Below are 16,150 nucleotides of genomic sequence, written 5' to 3'. Positions count from 1 at the left end.
CGCGGCCACCGCACGGCGCATGGCGTAGAGGCCGGCGGCGACGAAACCCGCGCCGCACGGCGGGAACTCGACGGCGGCACGCTCGTGTTCGAACGTTCGCTTCCGCACCGAGACCGGTTTCCACCCCGGCTGTTCCCCGCTCCTGTGACGTGTGGCACGATGCCCGCAACTCCTTCCGCGCCGCCCTCACAGGAGACTTCTCGCGTGCAGCCCTCCGCCGTACCGGACCTCGCGCACACCCACGCCCGGCCGGTGCACTGGCTGGCCACCGCGACCGCCATGGCCGCCGTCGTCGCCGCCGCCGGACTGCTGCAGCCCGGCCCCGCGACCGCCACCACCGCCGCCGGCCCCCAGGCCGCTCCGGCCGCCGCGCCCGCCCCGGACGCCGCCGCTGCCGACTACCCCCTGGACTGCGGACGAGCGCCCAGCACCGTCGCCCGGCAGGCGCGCGGGGACCTGGACGGCGACGGGAACCCGGAGACCGTGGCGGTCGTCCACTGCGAAGCCGGTTCCGGGACGCCCCCCAGCGGGATCTACGTCCTCACCCGGGGCAAGGACGCCACCGCGCGCGTGGTCGCCACCCTGCTGGATCCGGCCCGGCGGAACAACGTCGCCGACCTCGCCGTCCGCGACGGGGCCGTCGTCGCCACCGTGCTCGGCTATTCGTCGCCCGACGTCCCCAGCTGCTGCCCCGACCAGCGGGAACGCGTCGAATGGCGCTGGAAGGGCAGTGCGTTCGTCCGCACCGCCCGCACCGATCCCATCGCCCTCTGACTCACGCTCCGTGCGCGATCGTCACTCCGCGTCAGGGCCGTAGACCTCGACCTGGTCCGAGACCCGACGTACGTGGATGCAGTCGCCCGGGCACTCCTTGGCCGAGTCCACCACGTCGCTCAGCAGCGGCAGCGGCACCGGCGTCGTGGCCCCCGCGTCCTGGAGCAGCTCGTCGTCCGCGCTCTTCACATACGCAAGCCCGTCGATGTCCAGCTCGAAGACCTCGGGCGCGTACTGCACGCAGATGCCGTCCCCGGTACAGAGGTCCTGGTCGATCCAGACCTCCAGCGCCTCACCGGCGCCCGCCGTCGGGACCTCGTGCCGCACGGTCATGTCTCCTGCCGATCCTGAAGCGTGTGAAAGAGAGCGTTCCTGCTAAGTCCGGCCAGCCCTGACGGGTGTTGACCAATGACGACGATACAACCGCCCGCTTTCCGATGTTGATGGGTGGGTATTCCCTTGGCGTGAGGGGAAGCGCAAGGGTGAAGATCGGACACACCCCGACGTCTTTGTGATCTAGGGGTTTCAATCACCACCCACGCAGGTAGGGTCAGGAAGCGTCCAGCTCCCCTTGGAGGAGGTGAGGACCGTGGCAGCCCACGACGACGACATCAACCGCGGCATCCGGCCGGGGCGGGGGTCTGAAGACCCCGCCGGCCAGGTTGCCTATCTCGAGCAGGAAATCGCCGTCCTGCGCCGCAAGCTCGCCGACTCTCCGCGTCATACGAGGATTCTCGAAGAGCGGATCGTCGAGCTGCAGACCAACCTGGCCGGCGTGTCCGCGCAGAACGAGCGGCTCGCCAACACACTCCGTGAGGCCCGCGACCAGATCGTGGCCCTCAAGGAGGAAGTCGACCGGCTCGCACAGCCGCCGGCAGGCTTCGGTGTCTTTCTTCAGACCAATGAGGACGGCACCTGCGACATCTTCACCGGGGGCCGCAAGCTCCGGGTGAACGTCAGTCCCAGCGTCGAGCTCGACGAGCTCAGGCGCGGCCAGGAAGTCATGCTCAACGAAGCGCTCAACGTGGTCGAGGCCATGACGTTCGAGCGGGCCGGGGACATCGTCACCCTCAAGGAGATCCTCGAGGACGGCGAGCGCGCCCTGGTGGTCGGGCACACCGACGAGGAGAGGGTGGTGAGGCTCGCCGAGCCGCTGCTGGACATCACCATCCGTCCCGGTGACGCCCTGCTGCTCGAGCCCAGGTCCGGCTACGTCTACGAAGTGATCCCCAAGAGCGAGGTCGAAGAGCTCGTCCTCGAAGAGGTCCCGGACGTCGACTACGACAAGATCGGCGGTCTGGGCGGCCAGATCGAGATGATCCGCGACGCGGTCGAGCTTCCGTACCTCTACCCGGATCTCTTCAAGGAGCACGAACTGCGTCCGCCGAAGGGCATCCTGCTCTACGGCCCGCCCGGATGCGGCAAGACGCTCATCGCCAAGGCGGTGGCCAACTCCCTTGCCAAGAAGGTCGCCGAGGTTACCGGTCAGCCCGCCGGGAAGTCGTACTTCCTGAACATCAAGGGCCCCGAGCTCCTCAACAAGTACGTCGGCGAGACCGAGCGGCACATCCGCCTCGTCTTCCAGCGTGCCCGGGAGAAGGCGAGCGAGGGTACTCCCGTCATCGTCTTCTTCGACGAGATGGAATCCCTCTTCCGCACCCGTGGGTCCGGTGTCAGCTCGGACGTGGAGAACACCATCGTCCCGCAGCTGCTCGCCGAGATCGACGGCGTGGAGGGGCTGGAGAACGTCATCGTCATCGGCGCCTCCAACCGCGAGGACATGATCGACCCCGCGATCCTGCGGCCCGGCCGGCTCGACGTCAAGATCAAGATCGAGCGTCCGGACGCGGAAGCGGCCAAGGACATCTTCGCCAAGTACCTCACACCTTCGCTCCCGCTGCACGCGGACGACCTGTCCGAACACAGCGGATCGAAGCCGGCCGCCGCCCACGCCATGATCCAGTCGGTCGTGGAACAGATGTACGCCGAATCCGAGGAGAACCGCTTCCTCGAGGTGACGTACGCCAACGGCGACAAGGAAGTCCTCTACTTCAAGGACTTCAACTCCGGAGCGATGATCCAGAACATCGTCGACCGGGCCAAGAAGATGGCCATCAAGGCTTTCCTCGACCACAACCAGAAGGGTCTTCGGGTCTCCCACCTCCTCCAGGCGTGCGTGGACGAGTTCAAGGAGAACGAGGACCTGCCCAACACCACCAACCCCGACGACTGGGCCCGGATCTCCGGAAAGAAGGGCGAGCGGATCGTCTTCATCCGCACCCTCGTCACCGGAAAGCAGGGCGCCGACACGGGTCGCTCCATCGACACCGTGGCGAACACCGGTCAGTACCTGTAGGAACGCACACCGGCTGCGGATGTCCGGAAGACGGGCATCCGCAGCCGCCGCTTTCCGCCAGCAACGACGCACAATGACGTAATCGATCTCCCCACCGGCGCGGAGTCGCTCTAGGCTCATCGGTACCGCCGAATCGCGCAGTGCGGGGACGGGCACCGCACACGCACGAGAAAGCGCGGTACTTGAGCGCCGCACCCGAACGGGCGCGCCGCCGGGCAAGGAGGGCCGCATGACCGTACGGCGAGTAATGGGCATCGAAACGGAGTACGGGATCTCCGTTCCGGGGCATCCCAACGCCAATGCCATGCTCACCTCGTCCCAGATCGTCAACGCCTACGCGGCGGCGATGCACCGGGCGCGCCGCGCCCGCTGGGACTTCGAGGAGGAGAACCCCCTGCGGGACGCCCGAGGCTTCGACCTCGCCCGCGAAGCCGCCGACTCCAGCCAGCTCACGGACGAGGACATCGGCCTGGCCAATGTGATCCTCACCAACGGCGCCCGGCTCTACGTCGACCACGCCCACCCCGAGTACAGCGCCCCCGAGGTCACCAACCCCCGCGACGCCGTCCTCTGGGACAAAGCCGGCGAACGGATCATGGCCGAGGCCGCCGAGAGAGCCGCCCAGCTCCCCGGCGCCCAGCCGATCCACCTCTACAAGAACAACACCGACAACAAGGGCGCCTCCTACGGCACGCACGAGAACTACCTGATGAAGCGGGAGACCCCCTTCTCGGACATCGTGCGCCACCTGACCCCCTTCTTCGTCTCCCGCCAGGTCGTCACCGGCGCCGGCCGGGTCGGCATCGGCCAGGACGGCCGCGAGCACGGCTTCCAGATCAGCCAGCGCGCGGACTACTTCGAGGTCGAGGTGGGCCTCGAGACCACCCTCAAGCGGCCCATCATCAACACCCGCGACGAGCCTCACGCGGACGCGGAGAAGTACCGCCGCCTCCATGTGATCATCGGGGACGCCAACCTCTCGGAGATCTCCACCTACCTCAAGCTGGGTACCACCGCGCTGGTCCTGTCCATGATCGAGGACGGGTTCATCAACGTGGACCTCGCCGTCGACCAGCCGGTCCGCACCCTGCACGAGGTCTCGCACGACCCGAGCCTGGCGTATCTCGTCACGCTCCGCAGCGGCCGGACGCTCACCGCGGTACAGCTCCAGATGGAGTACTTCGAGCTGGCCAGGAAGTACGTGGAGGAGCGTTTCGGCGCCGACGCCGACGACCAGACCAAGGACGTCCTGATCCGCTGGGAGGACACCCTCAACCGGCTCGAGCACGATCCGATGAGCCTGGCAGGGGAGCTGGACTGGATCGCCAAGCGGGAGCTCATGGAGGGCTACCGTCGGCGCGACAGCCTGGACTGGGACGCCGCCCGCCTGCACCTCGTGGACCTGCAGTACGCCGACGTGCGGCCCGAGAAGGGGCTCTACAACCGTCTGGTGGACCGTGGGCGCATGAAGCGGCTGCTGGGCGAGGACGAGGTCCGGCGGGCGGAGACCAAGCCCCCCGAGGACACCAGGGCCTATTTCCGGGGCCGCTGCCTGGAGCAGTACGCGGACGACGTGGCGGCGGCTTCCTGGGACTCGGTGATCTTCGATCTGCCGGGCCGGGACTCGCTCCAGCGCGTCCCCACTCTGGAGCCCCTGCGGGGCACCCGGGAGCATGTGAAGGACCTTCTGGACCGGTGCAGGACGGCGGAGGAACTGGTCCGCGTGCTGTCCGGCCACTGATTCGCGGCTGAAATGCCCGGGCACTGGGAATCATGGAACTAGTGCCCGGACGTTGCAGCAACCACAGGGCCGATGTCAGACCTGCCTTGTAGGGTCTGATCTTGAGAGAGACCCAACCGAGCGGGCCGATTCGAGCGGGGTGAGGGATATGGCGACCAAGGACACCGGCGGCGGACAGCAGAAGGCGACGCGTTCCACGGAGGAGGTCGAGGAGACGACCGCGGAGGAAAGCTCCGACCTCAAGGAACGCCAGGAGAAGCTGAGCGACGACGTGGACTCCGTCCTGGACGAGATCGACGACGTCCTGGAAGAGAACGCTGAGGATTTCGTGCGGTCGTTCGTCCAGAAGGGCGGTCAGTGACCTTCGCTTCGAAGGTGACGCCGAGGGGCGGGGAAACGTCCGAGGAATGTCGCGCCTCAGCCGTGGGCGGGCGGTCCTTTCCCTGAGCGGACGCTGAACCGGGGCGTCGCGGCGCTGCGACGAATTCAGCCGTCCGGCATTCAGGCCGTACGGGACGAGGTGGCGGAGCCGGCAGGGCCTGAGCGCTGTCGGTGGTGCCGGGAGCCGCTTCGCGTGCGAAGCGGCCCAGGCCCGCCGTCGACGGTCTCCACCCACCGTTCACGGCGCCGGGCGAGGCGAGCCGCGCGGGGCGTTCCGGACATGCGCACGGCACCACGGGAGCACAGCGCGACGAGATGGTCTCCGCCCGGACGAGGATCCGCGTGGTCTGCCCGCAAGCCCCGGCAGCCCATGTTGATCACCGTCACGATGCGGGTAGGGTCCGTGGCGTACTGTGCTTCAACTGCAATTCGGCCGTCGGCACGTTGGGAGACGATCCCGACACTCTGCGTCGGGCCATCTCACCTTTGGAGGGACACGCGTGGAAGCCAACACTCGCAGCACCGGGCGTCTACCAGCTGCCTTCCTGACGCCGGGGTCGTCCTCTTTCCTGGACTTCCTGTCCGACCACTCGCCGGAGCTCCTCCCGCGCAACCGCAAGCTGCCGGACGGGGTCATCGAGGCGCCGCACGGCACCACCATCGTCGCCGCCACCTTCGCCGACGGCGTCGTGCTCGCGGGTGACCGGCGGGCGACGATGGGCAACATGATCGCCCAGCGCGACATCGAGAAGGTCTTCCCGGCCGACGAGTTCTCGGCCGTCGGCATCGCCGGTACGGCCGGCCTGGCCGTGGAGATGGTCAAGCTGTTCCAGCTGGAGCTGGAGCACTTCGAGAAGGTCGAGGGCACGACCCTCTCCCTGGAGGGCAAGGCCAACCGCCTGTCCACCATGATCCGCGGCAACCTCGGCATGGCGATGCAGGGCCTGGCCGTCGTTCCCCTGTTCGCCGGCTGGGACGAGGGCAAGGAGAAGGGCCGGATCTTCTCCTACGACGTGACGGGCGGCCGCTCCGAGGAGCACGGCTTCGCGGCCACCGGCTCCGGGTCCATCTTCGCCCGGGGCTCGATGAAGAAGCTCTACCGTCCCGACCTGACGGAGGAGCAGGCCACCACCCTGGTCGTCCAGGCGCTGTACGACGCCGCCGACGACGACTCGGCGACGGGCGGGCCGGACCTCTACCGCAACATCTATCCGATCGTCACCGTCATCACCGACGAGGGCTTCCGCAGGCTGAGCGAGGAGGAGTCCTCGGCGCTCGCCCGCTCGGTCACCGATCGGCGCCTGGAGCAGCCCGACGGACCGCGCGCCGCGCTGCTCTGACCCCTTCCCTCGTCCTCACGCCCCCGACTCCGTCCGGGGGACCCCAGCCGCCCAGAAGAAAGGGACGGATAGCCGGTGTCGACCCCGTTCTACGTCTCACCCCAGCAGGCCATGGCCGACCGGGCGGAGTACGCCCGCAAGGGCATCGCCCGTGGCCGCAGCCTCGTCGTCCTGCAGTACACCGACGGCATCGTCTTCGTGGGCGAGAACCCGTCCCGCGCCCTGCACAAGTTCAGCGAGATCTACGACCGGATCGGCTTCGCCGCCGCCGGCAAGTACAACGAGTACGAGAACCTCCGGATCGGCGGCGTGCGCTACGCCGATCTGCGGGGCTACACCTACGACCGGGACGACGTGACGGCCCGGGGCCTCGCCAACGTGTACGCCCAGACGCTCGGCACGATCTTCTCCAGCGCGGGCGAGAAGCCCTATGAGGTGGAGCTGGTCGTCGCCGAGGTGGGCACGGAGCCGGAGGGCGACCAGATCTACCGGCTGCCGCACGACGGTTCCATCGTGGACGAGCACGGCTCCGTCGCGGTGGGCGGCAACGCCGAGCAGATCGGCAGCTTCCTCGACCAGCGGCACCGTGACGGCATGTCCCTGGCCGAGGCGCTGAAGCTGGCCGTGCAGGCGCTGTCCCGCGACACGAACGGCAGCGAGCGGGAGATCCCCGCGGAGCGGCTCGAAGTGGCCGTCCTGGACCGCACGCGGCCGCAGCAGCGCAAGTTCAAGCGGATCGTCGGCCGGCAGCTGGTCCGTCTGCTGGAGGCGGACAACGCCGCGATCGCCAAGACCGACGACCCCTCGGACGAGATCCCGGAGGAGACGGAGGAGTAGGTCCTCCGCCGACGTGGACGACGGCCCCGGCCCGCACCAGCGGACCGGGGCCGTCGTGCGTGCCGGGCCGTTCAGGCGGCGGGCGGCGGGCCGGACGAGCCGCGGGTCACCAGGGTGACCGGGAGGCCGCCGGGCTCCGGGGCGCGCCCGTCGAGGACGGCGAGGAGGGCCGCCATCCCGCGCTCGCCGACGCGTTCGGCGGGCAGGCGGACGGTGGTCAGTTCCGGTTCGACGGCGGTGGCCAGCGCGAGGTCGTCGAAGCCCGTGACGGAGACGTCCTCGGGGACCCGCAGGCCCAGCCGGCGGGCGGCCTTGCACGCCCCGGCGGCCAGGATGTCGTCGTCGCACACCAGGGCGGTCGGCCGGGGCCCCGGCCCGGTCAGGGCGATCTCCGCGGCGGCCCGGGCGCCGTCGACGTCGAGGGACGACCGGACGGTGCGCACGGAGACCTCGCGCAGGGAGTCGGCGAGCGCCGCGGCCCGGACGTCGAAGGTCCAGGAGGGCACGGCCGACGCCAGGTGCACGAAGCGGCGGTGGCCGAGGCTCAGCAGGTGCCGTGTCACCTGGCGCATGCCGTCGGCGATGTCGAGGTTGACGTGCGCGGCGGCGCCGGTGTCCGCGGGGTCGCTGTCGAGCATGACCAGGGGGAGGTCGGTGCCGCGGAAGGCGGCGAGGGCGTCGGCCGCCATGGAGGAGGCGATGACGCCGTCCAGGGCGGCGCGGGCGGAGGCGAAGGGGTCCTTCGCGGGGCCGACGCCGTCGGGGGAGGGGTACAGGACCACGCCGAAGCCGTGCCGGGCGGCGACGGCGGCCGCGCCGGTGTAGACGCGGGCGAAGAACTCGTTGGTGAGGGCCGGGACGACGAGGAGCGCGGTCCTGGTGCGGCCGAGCCGGAGGTTGCGGGCGGCGAGGTTGGGGCGGTAGCCGAGTTCCTGGGCGGTGTCCCGTACCGACCGCGCGGTGCGCTCGGAGACCCGGCCGCGCCATTTGTCGCCGAGGACCAGGGAGACGGTGGCCTGGGACACTCCGGCGGCGCGGGCGACGTCGCGGCTGGTGGGCCTGGCCGCGGCGGGCGGTTCCGGGGTGTGCACGCGTGCCTCCGTGGATGCGGTCCGTACCCGCGGGGTGGACCCTGGGGATGGGGCCATGGTACGTATGACGCCGGACGTTATACGTAAAACCCCGGTGGATGCCGGGGGAGAGGAGACGGACATGGCCTCCGAGGCCACGGCGGGCGGCGGCTACCGCGACATACTCAGGGCGCCGCACGCCCTCCGCCTGCTCACCGGGACCCTGGTCGGCCGTCTCCCCAACGGCACGGGACCGATCGCGGTGGTGGTCTTCACCCGTGCCGAGGGGGGCAGCTACAGCCTCGCCGGCGGGCTCGTCGCGGCGTACGGCGTCGCGACGGCCGTCGGGCAGCCGCTCCTCGGCCGGGCGGTGGACCTGAAGGGGCAGCCGCGGGTCCAGCTGCCCGCCGCGATCCTCTCCGCCCTCGGCATGGCGGTCCTCGCGCTCACGGGCATCGGTCACATCGCCCTCGCCTACGCCGCGATCCTCGTGGCGGGGCTCTTCACCCCGCCCCTCGAAGGCGGACTACGGGCCCTGTGGCCGAGCGTCCTGGGCCGGGAGGACCGGGTGCACCGGGCCTACGCCCTGGACGCCGTGGCCCAGGAGGTGATGTTCACCGTCGGCCCACTCCTGGTGACCCTGCTGGTCGCCCTCTGGTCCCCGGCGGCCGCCCTCCTCGTCATCAACGTCCTGGGCGTCCTCGGCGCCCTCTCCGTCGTCCTGTCCCCGCCCTCGCGCGCCTGGCGCTCGGAGCCCCGCGAGGCGCACTGGCTGGGCGCGCTGCGCTCGCCCGGCCTCCTCGCCCTGCTCGGCTCGTTCTTCTTCGTCGGCCTGGCGCTCGGCTCCATCACCGTCGCCGGTCTGGCCTACGCCGACGAGCGGGGCAACGAGTCCGCCTACGGCTGGATCATGGCCGCGCTCGGGCTCGGCGCCCTCATCGGCGGCGTCCTCTACGGCGCCCGCCGGTGGGCGGGCTCCCCCGAGAAGCGGCTGACGGTCATCGTCGGCCTGCTCGCGCTGGGCTATCTGCCGCTCATGCTCACGCCCGGTGTCGTCGCGATGACCGGCCTGGCCGCGCTCTCCGGCGTCTTCCTCGCCCCCGCGCTCGCCTGCGGCTTCATCGTGGTCGACCGGCACGCCCCCGTCGGGACCGTCACGGAGGCGTTCTCCTGGCTCGTCACCACGTTCGGCGTCGGGGCCGCCCTCGGCTCCGCCGTCGCGGGCCCCGTCGTCGAACTCGCCGGGACCACCGCGGGCTTCTCCGTGGCCGCGGCCGGCGGCCTCGCGGCCCTCCTGGTTCTGCTCGCCACCGCACGGGTCCTCACGGTCCCGGGCCGGAGCGTGCGACACGCCGTCAGCGGGGGCGGCGGTCACACCGGACACGCCGAAAAGAACGCGCACTCATCGGAAAATGATCGAAACGGGGCCGCCCAACCCGGTTTCAGCTCAGGCCATCAGGCGTAATGTTCAGACATGGACCGCCGCATTTTCGGGCTGGAGAACGAGTACGGCGTCACGTGCACGTTCAGGGGACAGCGCCGACTGTCACCTGACGAAGTGGCGCGCTACCTCTTCCGCCGTGTCGTGTCATGGGGCCGCAGCAGCAATGTCTTCCTGCGGAACGGCGCCCGCCTCTACCTCGACGTGGGTTCGCATCCGGAATACGCAACACCAGAATGCGACAACGTGACCGAACTGGTCACCCACGACAAGGCCGGCGAGCGCATTCTCGAAGGCCTTCTCGTCGACGCCGAACGCCGCCTGCACGAGGAGGGAATCGCCGGCGACGTCTATCTCTTCAAGAACAACACCGACTCGGCGGGAAACTCCTACGGCTGCCACGAGAACTATCTCGTCGCCCGCCACGGAGAGTTCTCCCGGCTCGCGGACATCCTCATTCCGTTCCTGGTCACCCGACAGCTCATCTGCGGCGCCGGAAAGGTGCTGCAGACCCCGCGGGGCGCGGTCTACTGCGTCTCGCAGCGGGCCGAGCACATCTGGGAGGGCGTCAGCTCGGCCACCACCCGCTCCCGGCCGATCATCAACACCCGCGACGAGCCGCACGCGGACGCCGAGCGCTACCGCCGGCTCCACGTCATCGTCGGCGACTCGAACATGTCCGAGACGACCATGCTCCTCAAGGTGGGCGCCACCGACCTCGTGCTGCGCATGATCGAGGCCGGCACGGTCATGCGCGACCTGACGCTGGAGAACCCCATCCGGGCCATCCGCGAGGTCAGCCACGACATCACCGGCCAGCGCAAGGTCCGCCTCGCCAGCGGCCGCGAGGCCTCCGCCCTGGAGGTCCAGCGGGAGTACTACGAGAAGGCGGCGGACTTCGTCGACCGCCGGGGCATCCGGACGGGCACGGTCGCGCAGGTCCTGGAGCTGTGGGGCCGCACGCTCGACGCGATCGAGGCCGAGGACCTCGACCGCATCGGCACCGAGATCGACTGGGTCATGAAGTACAAGCTCATCGAGCGGTACCGCGCCAAGAACAACATGACCATGTCGAACCCCCGGGTCGCGCAGATAGACCTCGCGTACCACGACATCCACCGCCGCCGCGGGCTCTACTACCTTCTGGAGAAGAAGGGCCAGGCGGCGAGGATCTGCAACGACCTGAAGATCTTCGAGGGCAAGTCCGTGCCCCCGCAGACCACCAGGGCGCGGTTGCGCGGCGACTTCATCCGCCGCGCCCAGGAGCAGCGACGGGACTTCACCGTCGACTGGGTCCACCTCAAGCTGAACGACCAGGCGCAGCGCACGGTGTTGTGCAAGGACCCCTTCCGGTCGGTCGACGACCGGGTGGAGAAGCTGATCGCCGGCATGTGACCCGGCGGCGCACACGGCGTCAGGGCCCCGCACGAGGAGCGTGCGGGGCCCCGGCACGCCTGGACCGTGAGCCAGGCGGGATCCGGCGGGCACCCCCTAGAGTGTCGGGCAACTAATGTGCCGTCTGAGATCTGAGGAACACGTGCGCCGACTTGCCGGCCTACTGGTCGTACCGCTGCTGCTGCTCTCGACAGCGGCCTGCGGCAGCGACGACAAGGGCTCCGATTCCGCCTCGATGACGAACGGACTGCCCGCCATCACCGCGGGCGAGAAGTTCGGAGAGAAGCCGACCCTCGCCAAGGGGGAGGGCGAACCGCCCAAGGACCTCAAGGTCAACGTCATCAGCGAGGGCAAGGGTGCGGTCCTGAAGAAGGGCGACCAGGCCGACGTCAACTACCTCGGACAACTGTGGGACGGCGACAAGCCGTTCGACAACAGCTTCGACCGTGGGCAGCCCTTCGCCGTGAACATCGGGGGTGGCGGTGTCATCGAGGGCTGGCAGAAGGCCCTCGACGGACAGAAGGTCGGCAGCCGCCTGGAGGTGTCGATCCCGCCGGCCCTCGGCTACGGCGCGCAGGGCCAGGGGCAGATCCCGCCCAACGCCACCCTGGTCTTCGTGATGGACATCGTGAAGAGCGAGAGCGTGCCCGTCTCCGCCAAGGGCACCGAAGTCGCACAGGACAACGCCGACCTGCCGAAGGTGGGGACCAACACCGACGGCAAGGCTCCCTCGCTGACCGTCCCGAAGAAGCCGGCCCCCACCAAGCTGGTGTCGAACTACATCATCGAGGGCACCGGACCGGCCGTCACCGCCGCGGACACCCTGACCGTGCAGTACCAGGGCGTGCTCTGGAAGGACGGCAAGGAGTTCGACAGCAGCTACGGCCGGGGCGCGCCGGTGAGCTTCCCGCTCGCGCAGGTCATCCCCGGCTGGCAGAAGGGCCTGGAGGGCAAGAAGGTCGGCAGCCGCGTGCTGCTCGTCGTGCCGCCGGACATGGCGTACGGGGACAAGGCCAACCAGGGCATCCCCGCCAAGTCGACTCTCGTCTTCACCGTGGACATCCTGGCCAAGTGAAGTCGCCCGGGGATGTAAGACTGTCCCGTTCGCGCAGTTCATCAGTATGAGGAGCAGTTCAGTGAGCATCGAGAAGCCCGAGGTCGACTTCCCGGGTGGCGAGCCGCCGAAGGAACTTGAGATCAAGGACATCTGGGAGGGCGACGGCCCTGAGGCGAAGGCCGGAGCCACCGTCTCCGTCCACTACGTCGGCGTCTCCTTCTCCACCGGCGAGGAGTTCGACTCCTCCTGGAACCGCGGCACCCCGCTGCAGTTCCAGCTCGGTGTCGGCCAGGTCATCTCCGGCTGGGACCAGGGCGTGCAGGGCATGAAGGTCGGCGGCCGCCGCCAGCTGATCATTCCCGCCCACCTCGCCTACGGCGACCGCGGCGCCGGCGGCAAGATCGCCCCGGGCGAGACCCTGATCTTCGTCTGCGACCTGGTCGCGGTCTGATCGGACCCCGTGTGACCGGATCCCGACCCGGAACCGATCACCCCGAGGGCCCATGCCGTCCGGCATGGGCCCTCGGCTTTTGCCGCGACACCCCGGGGCGGTACGGTCGGACGTCTGAGAAGTCAATCCGGCAGAAGAGGTGCGGGGCGTCGATGGCGATTGCCAAGGCCGAGCGGCTGATGAATCTGGCCCTGTGCCTGCTCGGAACCCGCCGCCCACTGAGCAAGCGTGAGCTGCGCGGCTCCATCGAGGCCTATCTCGAAGCGGGCGGAGACGACGCCTTCAACCGAATGTTCGAGCGCGACAAGGACGATCTGCGCGAGCTCGGCCTGGTCATCGAGACCGTCGAGAACCTGGAGGGCGAGACCGGCTATCTCGCCCGCCGAGACTCCAACCGGCTCCCGCCCATCACCCTCGACGCCGAGGAGGCCGCCGCGCTCGGCCTCGCCGCCAAGGTCTGGCAGCAGGCCCGTCTCGCCGGCGCCGCCAGCGGAGCCCTGCAGAAGCTCCGCGCCGCCGGGATGCCCGAGGCGGAGGACTCGTACGACATCCAGCACAGCGCCCTGGAACCCCGCATCCCCGTCCACGAGACCGCCTTCGAGCCCTTGATGCTGGCCTGCCGTGACCGGCGGCCCGTGGTCTTCGACTACCGCAAGGCCACGGCGGCCCGCCCCGAGACGCGCCAGGTCGAACCCTGGACACTGGAGTGCTGGCGGGGCCACTGGTACCTGGCCGGATGGGACCGCGACCGGGGCGCCGAGCGGGTCTTCCGCCTCTCCCGGATCACCGGCAAGGTCCGCTCCCGGGCCGGCGCCTTCACCGCGCCCGTGCCCGACGTCGTCACCGTCCGCGAGACGGTCGAGAGCTGGGCGGGCGAGACCGCCACCCGCTCCGCCCGGATCCGGCTGCGCACCGGCTGCGGCTATCCCCTGCGGGCCAGGGCCCAGTCCGTACGGGAAGGCGCGGACGGCTGGGACGAGCTGGAGATCCCGTACGGGCACGGCCTCGACGCCTGGCTCGTCGAGTTCGGCCCCGATGTCGTCGTACTGGAACCCGCGGACCTGCGGGCCGATGTGGTGGACCGGCTGCGCGCCGTGGCCAAGGGCTGAAGGGGAGACGTACGGCATGGCCGCGAACGCGATCGACCAGACGAGGCGGATGCTCTCCCTCGTCACCTACCTGCGGGAACGCCCCGGTGCGCACGTCGCCGACGTCGCCCGTGCCTTCGGTATCACCGAGGACGAGCTGATCTCCGACCTCGACGTGCTGCCCATGTGCGGGACCAGCTTCCGGGGCGGCGACCTGCTGGACATCGACACCGACGGCGACCGGATCTGGTGGCACAACCCGGACGACGTGGCGGCGCCGCTGCGTCTGGCGGCCGACGAGGCCACCGCGCTCCTTGTCGCCGCGCGGGCCGTGTCCACCCTGCCCGGCCTGCGCGAGAGCGACCGTGAGGCGCTGCTGCGAGCCACCGCGAAGCTGGAGGCGGCGGCCGGCGAGGCAGCGGGCGCGAGCGCGCGCCTCTCGGTGACGTTCGAATCCGAAGGCGGTGTCTTCGCGGAGGTCGACCGGGCCATCTCGGAGCGGCGGCGGCTGTGGGTGCGCTACTACTCGCCCGCGCGCGACGAGCTGACCGAGCGGGAGGTCGACCCGATCCGGCTGTTCGCCGTGGGGCACACGTACATGGAGGCGTGGTGCCGGCTCTCCGAGGCGCGCCGCACCTTCCGGCTCGACCGGGTCGCCGAGATCCGGATCCTGGACGAGCACGCGGCGCCGCCTGAGCTGGAGCTGCGCGATCTCTCCGAAGGGCTGGTCCAGCCCTCCGCCGACGACCCGGAGGTCGTGGTCGAGGTCGGGCCCGGCGGCCGCTGGGTGGCGGAGTACTACCCGCACGACCGGGCCGAGGAGCTGGCCGACGGGGGGCTGCGGATCACGCTCCGCACCCCCGCCCCCGCCTCGCTGCGGCGCCTCGCGCTGCGGCTGGGGAGCGACGGACGGATCGTCTCCCCGCCCGAGCTGGCCGACAGCGCGCGGTCGGCCGCGGCGGCCGCCCTGGCCGCCTACGACGGCGTGGAGTGAGCCGCCCCCCTCCCGGGGCGGTGGGCGGGGGCCGGGAAGTGAGGGGGATGTGACATTCCCCGCGAAGTCGGCGCTGTTCCTTGCGGAGCCGACGGAGGCACGAGAGCGCGGGAGTCGAGAGGGATGAGGGAAATGTCCGTGATGCACGGAATGACGGCGTCGATCGCACCGGTCCTCTTCAAGGCCGCCTGCCCCGACTGCCGCTCCCGCTGCGAACTCTCCGCGAGCGCGCTGCGGCTCGCGATCGGCGGCAGCCGCCGCACCACCTTCTACTCCTTCACCTGCCCCGAGTGCGGCAGCGCGGTGCGCAAGCCCGCGGGGGAAAGGATCATCGAACTCCTCACCGGGGGCGGCGTACGGACCCTGCGCCTGCACTCCACCGTCTGACGCCCCCGCTCGCTCCGCCCACGGACCCGGCGCGCCCCGGCGCCGGTCCCGGCCGGCGCACCGGCACCCCTCCTACCTCTAGGCTCGGCACATGTTCTGGCCCATGCTCGCCATCGCACTCGGATTCCTCGGGATCGCCGTCCTCGGCGTCCTCGGCATCAAGGTCTTCCTGGAGGTCCAGCGGCTCGGCCGCCAGGTCGCCGGTACCGCCGAGCGCATCAACCGCGCGGCGGAAGACCTCGAAAAGGCGGCCTCGGACCTGGCCCGCACCGGCGAGGCGCTGCGCTGAGGGCGTGCCGTACGCTGCACAAAGCGCCCTCGTGAGGGGGCGCGGGCCGCAATCGCGAGTATGCACAGGCATTGCCCCTCGTTTACTCCCGCGGGTTACGATCGCTGACAGCGCGGTGGCCGGACGCATGTCCGACTCGCCGGACACGCACTCCATGTCGCCTCGGTGAAGAAGGTAAACAGCTATGGGTAGGCTCGGCCCCACCGAGATCATCCTCATTCTCGTCGTCATCATCCTGCTCTTCGGCGCCAAGAAGCTTCCCGACATGGCCCGTTCGCTGGGCAAGTCGGCTCGCATCCTCAAGAGCGAGGCCAAGGCGATGAAGTCCGACGACCAGCAGAGCGCCCCCGCGGACCCGCCTCACCCCGGCACCCCGGAGCAGACCGCCCCGAGGACCATCCAGGCCGCGCCCGGCGACGTGACCAGCGCACGACCGGTGACCGAGCCCACGGACACCACCAAGCGCTGACCCGGTCCGCCGCGGCCGCCGCACCGAGCGGCGGCTGCCGCACGAGATGAGGACGTGGGTTGCCCAAGTCTGCCCGCAAG

The 16,150-nt window shown here is 70.1% G+C and carries 18 protein-coding genes; 16 read left to right on the top strand and 2 right to left on the bottom strand.

The annotated features are described in order from the left end of the window. Positions 1 to 204 precede the first annotated feature (204 nt). Positions 205 to 774, top strand: a complete 570-nt coding sequence (locus AB0K65_RS23725; protein WP_365719644.1) for a hypothetical protein — start codon at positions 205 to 207, stop codon at positions 772 to 774. 21 nt (positions 775 to 795) lie between these two features. Here the strand turns inward: AB0K65_RS23725 and AB0K65_RS23720 are convergent, their stop codons facing one another. Continuing rightward, positions 796 to 1,107 (bottom strand): ferredoxin, encoded by a 312-nt coding sequence (locus AB0K65_RS23720; protein ID WP_365719642.1) that lies wholly within the window; start codon positions 1,105 to 1,107, stop codon positions 796 to 798. A 256-nt stretch (positions 1,108 to 1,363) separates the two neighbouring features. Here AB0K65_RS23720 and arc point away from each other — a divergent pair, with 256 nt between their 5' ends. The 6 genes from arc to prcA all read left to right on the top strand — a co-directional run bounded on the left by arc (position 1,364) and on the right by prcA (position 7,429). After that, entirely contained in the window at positions 1,364 to 3,130 is a 1,767-nt protein-coding gene (gene arc, locus AB0K65_RS23715) for a proteasome ATPase (RefSeq protein WP_365719640.1), read from the top strand. Between the two features lie 229 nt (positions 3,131 to 3,359). After that, positions 3,360 to 4,871, top strand: coding sequence for a depupylase/deamidase Dop (gene dop, locus AB0K65_RS23710; protein WP_365719638.1), 1,512 nt, complete (start codon positions 3,360 to 3,362; stop codon positions 4,869 to 4,871). Between the two features lie 148 nt (positions 4,872 to 5,019). After that, positions 5,020 to 5,232, top strand: coding sequence for a ubiquitin-like protein Pup (locus AB0K65_RS23705; protein ID WP_365719636.1), 213 nt, complete (start codon positions 5,020 to 5,022; stop codon positions 5,230 to 5,232). A gap of 191 nt (positions 5,233 to 5,423) precedes the next feature. Next, on the top strand, positions 5,424 to 5,801 hold the full coding sequence (locus AB0K65_RS23700) for an endonuclease domain-containing protein (RefSeq protein ID WP_365719634.1): 378 nt from the start codon (positions 5,424 to 5,426) through the stop codon (positions 5,799 to 5,801). Beyond that, on the top strand, positions 5,753 to 6,592 hold the full coding sequence (gene prcB / locus AB0K65_RS23695) for a proteasome subunit beta (protein WP_365719632.1): 840 nt from the start codon (positions 5,753 to 5,755) through the stop codon (positions 6,590 to 6,592). Before AB0K65_RS23700 ends, prcB begins: the two co-directional genes overlap by 49 nt. 75 nt (positions 6,593 to 6,667) lie before the next feature. After that, positions 6,668 to 7,429 carry a proteasome subunit alpha gene (gene prcA / locus AB0K65_RS23690; protein WP_365719630.1) on the top strand — a complete coding sequence of 254 codons (762 nt, stop codon included), beginning with the start codon at positions 6,668 to 6,670 and terminating at the stop codon, positions 7,427 to 7,429. A gap of 71 nt (positions 7,430 to 7,500) precedes the next feature. Here the strand turns inward: prcA and AB0K65_RS23685 are convergent, their stop codons facing one another. Continuing rightward, on the bottom strand, positions 7,501 to 8,520 hold the full coding sequence (locus tag AB0K65_RS23685) for a LacI family DNA-binding transcriptional regulator (RefSeq protein ID WP_365719628.1): 1,020 nt from the start codon (positions 8,518 to 8,520) through the stop codon (positions 7,501 to 7,503). A 121-nt stretch (positions 8,521 to 8,641) separates the two neighbouring features. Between AB0K65_RS23685 and AB0K65_RS23680 the strand changes: the two genes are divergently transcribed. The 9 genes from AB0K65_RS23680 (at position 8,642) to tatA (ending at position 16,070) form a co-directional block, all read left to right on the top strand. Next, a complete protein-coding gene (locus AB0K65_RS23680) occupies positions 8,642 to 9,964 on the top strand; it encodes an MFS transporter (RefSeq protein ID WP_365719626.1) in 1,323 nt (440 codons plus the stop codon). A 9-nt stretch (positions 9,965 to 9,973) separates the two neighbouring features. Next, a complete protein-coding gene (gene pafA / locus AB0K65_RS23675; protein WP_365719624.1) occupies positions 9,974 to 11,335 on the top strand; it encodes a Pup--protein ligase in 1,362 nt (453 codons plus the stop codon). A 142-nt stretch (positions 11,336 to 11,477) separates the two neighbouring features. After that, positions 11,478 to 12,410 carry an FKBP-type peptidyl-prolyl cis-trans isomerase gene (locus AB0K65_RS23670; protein ID WP_365719622.1) on the top strand — a complete coding sequence of 311 codons (933 nt, stop codon included), beginning with the start codon at positions 11,478 to 11,480 and terminating at the stop codon, positions 12,408 to 12,410. A 61-nt stretch (positions 12,411 to 12,471) separates the two neighbouring features. After that, positions 12,472 to 12,843 carry an FKBP-type peptidyl-prolyl cis-trans isomerase gene (locus AB0K65_RS23665; protein ID WP_365719620.1) on the top strand — a complete coding sequence of 124 codons (372 nt, stop codon included), beginning with the start codon at positions 12,472 to 12,474 and terminating at the stop codon, positions 12,841 to 12,843. Between the two features lie 152 nt (positions 12,844 to 12,995). Then, complete coding sequence (locus AB0K65_RS23660; protein ID WP_365719618.1) at positions 12,996 to 13,952, top strand: WYL domain-containing protein; 957 nt, start codon at positions 12,996 to 12,998, stop codon at positions 13,950 to 13,952. A 16-nt stretch (positions 13,953 to 13,968) separates the two neighbouring features. Beyond that, entirely contained in the window at positions 13,969 to 14,925 is a 957-nt protein-coding gene (locus AB0K65_RS23655; RefSeq protein ID WP_365719616.1) for a WYL domain-containing protein, read from the top strand. A 123-nt stretch (positions 14,926 to 15,048) separates the two neighbouring features. Next, a complete protein-coding gene (locus AB0K65_RS23650; protein WP_365719614.1) occupies positions 15,049 to 15,312 on the top strand; it encodes a hypothetical protein in 264 nt (87 codons plus the stop codon). Positions 15,313 to 15,403: 91 nt separating this feature from the next. Then, a complete protein-coding gene (locus AB0K65_RS23645) occupies positions 15,404 to 15,601 on the top strand; it encodes a hypothetical protein (RefSeq protein ID WP_365719612.1) in 198 nt (65 codons plus the stop codon). A 184-nt stretch (positions 15,602 to 15,785) separates the two neighbouring features. Beyond that, entirely contained in the window at positions 15,786 to 16,070 is a 285-nt protein-coding gene (tatA, locus tag AB0K65_RS23640) for a Sec-independent protein translocase subunit TatA (protein WP_365719610.1), read from the top strand. Positions 16,071 to 16,150: the final 80 nt, after the last annotated feature.

The sequence above is a fragment of the Streptomyces sp. NPDC053755 genome (assembly GCF_040677675.1).
In the GTDB taxonomy this organism is placed as follows: Bacteria; Actinomycetota; Actinomycetes; order Streptomycetales; family Streptomycetaceae; genus Streptomyces.
Note: the sequence above shows the minus strand (reverse complement) of the source record. Positions and strands in the feature narration are given on the sequence as shown.

Coding starts and splice junctions, on each gene's coding strand:
- pafA (WP_365719624.1), top strand. CDS start 9,974: ATGGACCGCCGCATTTTCGGGCTGGAGAACGAGTACGGCGTCACGTGC.
- AB0K65_RS23705 (WP_365719636.1), top strand. CDS start 5,020: ATGGCGACCAAGGACACCGGCGGCGGACAGCAGAAGGCGACGCGTTCC.
- AB0K65_RS23645 (WP_365719612.1), top strand. CDS start 15,404: ATGTTCTGGCCCATGCTCGCCATCGCACTCGGATTCCTCGGGATCGCC.
- AB0K65_RS23655 (WP_365719616.1), top strand. CDS start 13,969: ATGGCCGCGAACGCGATCGACCAGACGAGGCGGATGCTCTCCCTCGTC.
- AB0K65_RS23720 (WP_365719642.1), bottom strand. CDS start 1,107: ATGACCGTGCGGCACGAGGTCCCGACGGCGGGCGCCGGTGAGGCGCTG.
- dop (WP_365719638.1), top strand. CDS start 3,360: ATGACCGTACGGCGAGTAATGGGCATCGAAACGGAGTACGGGATCTCC.
- AB0K65_RS23650 (WP_365719614.1), top strand. CDS start 15,049: ATGAGGGAAATGTCCGTGATGCACGGAATGACGGCGTCGATCGCACCG.
- AB0K65_RS23660 (WP_365719618.1), top strand. CDS start 12,996: ATGGCGATTGCCAAGGCCGAGCGGCTGATGAATCTGGCCCTGTGCCTG.
- AB0K65_RS23680 (WP_365719626.1), top strand. CDS start 8,642: ATGGCCTCCGAGGCCACGGCGGGCGGCGGCTACCGCGACATACTCAGG.
- tatA (WP_365719610.1), top strand. CDS start 15,786: ATGGGTAGGCTCGGCCCCACCGAGATCATCCTCATTCTCGTCGTCATC.